Source organism: Pseudoalteromonas sp. H71 (assembly GCF_001468485.1).
Classification (GTDB): Bacteria; Pseudomonadota; Gammaproteobacteria; order Enterobacterales; family Alteromonadaceae; genus Pseudoalteromonas.
This window is the reverse complement of sequence record NZ_LODI01000037.1, coordinates 1-3,287: the sequence shown is the minus strand read 5'-3', so window position 1 is coordinate 3,287 and position 3,287 is coordinate 1. Positions and strand designations below refer to the sequence as shown.

Genomic DNA, 3,287 nt, shown 5'->3' with positions numbered 1-3,287 from the left:
TGCCTCTTGAATGACCTCGGATTTTAGCCGCTCTTCAGCATACATTTTCTTTAAACGGCGATTTTCATCTTCAAGCTCTTTCATTCGTGTCATTAAAGACGCATCCATACCGCCGTATTTAGCGCGCCATTTATAAAAGGTTGAATTGCCCATGCCATGTTCGCGGCACAGCTCAGGAATAGGCACGCCGCTTTCTGCTTGTTTTAAAATGGCAAGGATTTGGTTGTCTGTAAAATGTGCTTTTTTCATAATTTTCTCCTGTGTTTACAATAAGAGAAAATTCTACGCTTGGCTTCTATTATTTTTCGGGGGGATTACCAATGCAGCAACGTAAAAAATTTAAAAACCCTTATATAGGGATAAGCAAAGAAGATTTTGTTGAGTTAAGCGGCAGTAAAAAAGAATTACTGACGGCCGAAATAGAGCTGGCAGACAGTAAAGGAGAGTCACTCGCTTACTTTAGAATTGATGGTGACTTTTTCTATGATGATATTTATTATTCGGCTGATATTTTAGTTCCGAAAACACATTGGTTAGACTCTCGCGATGAAAATCAAAAAAAACTCTGGATAGCTGTTATTTACAACGTACCTTACGGTGAGTATTTAGATGCAGAGTTTGATTTTAATAAAATTGAGGACCCTAACTTTGGGGTAGTAAAACCTGTATTGGTTAGTGAGCTCAATAAAAGCGAGCTCGCCTATGAAAAAGTAAAGCGCCTAGAGATGTTTGCTAATATTGAAAAAGCAGCGACTGAAGATAAACTCCTTCAGGCAGAAAAAGATCTCATACTGACCAAGCTTTTAAGCAAAGTGACTAAACACTAATCTAATGAAAGTCAGTTTAACAGCCGTCTTACTATGCTAAATAAATCTGAGGGGAGCATACCCCGCTGCCCGTCTCGCTCACTGGCGATATCACCGGCTTTAGCGTGCAGTGTTACACCATAACGCGCTGCTTCATCAATATTTAAACCCTGAGCCAGTAAGGCGCCAATAATACCAGTGAGTACATCGCCAATACCACCAACGGCCAGTGCCGGATTACCGTCTTTACACACCCACGTGTTCTCTGCATTATCAATTAATGTGCCTGCACCTTTTAATACACAAGTCGCGTTATAGCGCTTAGCACACAGTCGGGCATTTTCAAATCTATTAGATTCAATTTCCTGAGTCGTTACACTTAATAGCCTTGATGCTTCTCCTGGGTGTGGTGTAAGTACGCATTGCTTTAACGTGTAAGATGAGGTTTGTTTAGCTAATAAATTTAGCGCATCGGCATCAATAACCAGTGGTATGCTATTAGATTGGCAATAATATATAACCTCTATAAACGTGTGTTGTGCCCATTTATTTTGCCCAAGGCCGGGCCCTATTACCACACTACTAGCCCATTCAAGCGCTTGTTGTAGGTTGCCACTGCTTACCATCAATTCTGGCCTACCAATGCTTACAGGCACTACAGAACTTGAATGCGTATATACTTTTACCATACCCGCTCCTGCTCTAAGTGCAGCTTCACTGGTTAATCGGATTGCACCGGCCGTTCCCTCATTGCCGCCTACACAGAGGAGTTTACCATGAGTTCCTTTATGGCTATTTAGGTTGCGCGCACCAAGCTTTTTAAAGCTCTTAATATTTATAAGTGTGCCGTTTGAAGTAGCGAGCTCAAGAAATGCAGGTCCAATATTTAGATCGTCAAATATTAACTCCCCGCAATGTTGTTAACCTATAGCCGTTGCTAGCCCCTGCTTAATACCCACAAAGGTTATTGTTTACTTGCTTGTATAGCAATACCTAAAGGTTGGCCAGTATCTGCGCTAATACCTGAGGGAACATCTATACTCAGTACAGGTTTATTACTGGCGTTAATTTCATTAATAATTTTAATAAAATTATTGCGAACCGAGCTTGTGACCCCTGTACCTAGCATTGCATCTATAATTAAATCACTTCGGTTTAATAACTCACTCGTATAAGCATTAACTTCACCGCCTTCATCACGCCACAATTTAAACGCTTTTGCAGCATCTCCTGTGAGTGCTTTTTCAGGGTTAACGGCACACAAAGTTACTCGCTCACCCGCTTGCTTAATTAGGCTCGCGGTAATATAAACGTCCCCAGCGTTATTACCATGACCCACAACGACTAAGGTATGCTTTGCATTAAAGTTTTTCCACGCGTTGAATACAGCCTCCCCTGCGCGCTGCATGAGTGTAAATAACTCACAATCGCTATTTTTGGCTGCCAGAGCCTCGTTACCCTTAACTTCCTTTGCAGTAAAAATTAGGTTATTTAGCATGAGGACTCCTTTAATCAGTGACACTTTACCTTATCAAATACACATATCTAGGGGCTAGCTTTGTGAGCTTTTTTAATCGGGATTAATTCGTTTATTAAAGTGCACTACAGGCTGAGTAATTATCGGGGTCAGATCATTTTACTAATAACTGATAGCTGAAAACTAAACCCTTTTCTTCAGACATTAAAAAACCCGAGACTAAGCTCGGGTTTTTTTAGTATTAATTAACTAAAACGTTAATTATTACTCAACGATAGTTGCTACAACACCAGCACCTACAGTACGGCCACCTTCACGGATAGCAAAACGAAGACCTTCGTCCATCGCGATTGGTGCGATTAGAGTTACTGTCATCTTGATGTTATCACCAGGCATTACCATTTCTACGCCTTCTGGTAACTGTACGTCACCTGTTACATCAGTTGTACGGAAGTAGAACTGTGGACGGTAACCTTTGAAGAATGGAGTATGACGACCACCTTCATCTTTAGAAAGTACGTATACTTCTGAAGTGAATGTAGTGTGTGGNTTGATTGAACCAGGCTTAGCTAGTACTTGACCACGTTCAACGTCTTCACGCTTAGTACCACGTAATAGTGCACCAATGTTCTCACCAGCACGACCTTCGTCAAGAAGCTTACGGAACATTTCAACACCAGTACAAGTAGACTTAGTAGTCTCTTTGATACCAACGATTTCAACTTCGTCATTCACGTTGATGATACCCGCTTCAACACGACCAGTTACAACAGTACCACGACCTTGGATTGAGAAAACGTCTTCGATAGGCATGATGAATGGCTTATCGATGTCACGCTCTGGCTCTGGAATGTAAGAATCTAGTGCTTCTGCAAGCTCTACAATCTTGTCTTCCCATTGCTTCTCGCCTTCAAGTGCTTTAAGTGCAGAACCTTGAATTAGTGGTAAGTCGTCACCTGGGAAATCGTACTCAGAAAGAAGTTCACGAACTTCCATTTCTACTA

General features: G+C 41.4%; 3 protein-coding genes and 2 pseudogenes. 1 reads left to right on the top strand and 4 read right to left on the bottom strand.

From position 1 onward, the window contains the following. Nucleotides 1–249: transposase (locus ATS71_RS14355; protein WP_058405106.1), on the bottom strand; the 249-nt coding region annotated here is incomplete at its 3' end. Between the two features lie 71 nt (nt 250–320). Here ATS71_RS14355 and ATS71_RS14350 point away from each other — a divergent pair. Further along, nucleotides 321–827, top strand: a complete 507-nt coding sequence (locus ATS71_RS14350) for a hypothetical protein (RefSeq protein WP_058405445.1) — start codon at nt 321–323, stop codon at nt 825–827. 11 nt (nt 828–838) lie between these two features. Here ATS71_RS14350 and ATS71_RS14345 read toward each other — a convergent pair. The 3 genes and pseudogenes from ATS71_RS14345 to ATS71_RS19160 form a co-directional block, all read right to left on the bottom strand. Then, a pseudogene (locus tag ATS71_RS14345) lies at nt 839–2,304 on the bottom strand (NAD(P)H-hydrate dehydratase). A 243-nt stretch (nt 2,305–2,547) separates the two neighbouring features. Next, nucleotides 2,548–2,832, bottom strand: a pseudogene (locus ATS71_RS19165) (elongation factor Tu); the annotation flags it as partial. 1 nt (nt 2,833) lies between these two features. Continuing rightward, nucleotides 2,834–3,287, bottom strand: a 454-nt coding sequence (locus ATS71_RS19160) for an EF-Tu/IF-2/RF-3 family GTPase (RefSeq protein WP_268801454.1), incomplete at both ends; no start/stop codon positions are given.

What these genes read in the sequence shown, in the direction of transcription:
- ATS71_RS14350 (WP_058405445.1), top strand. Translation starts at nt 321, where the DNA reads ATGCAGCAACGTAAAAAATTTAAAAACCCTTATATAGGGATAAGCAAA.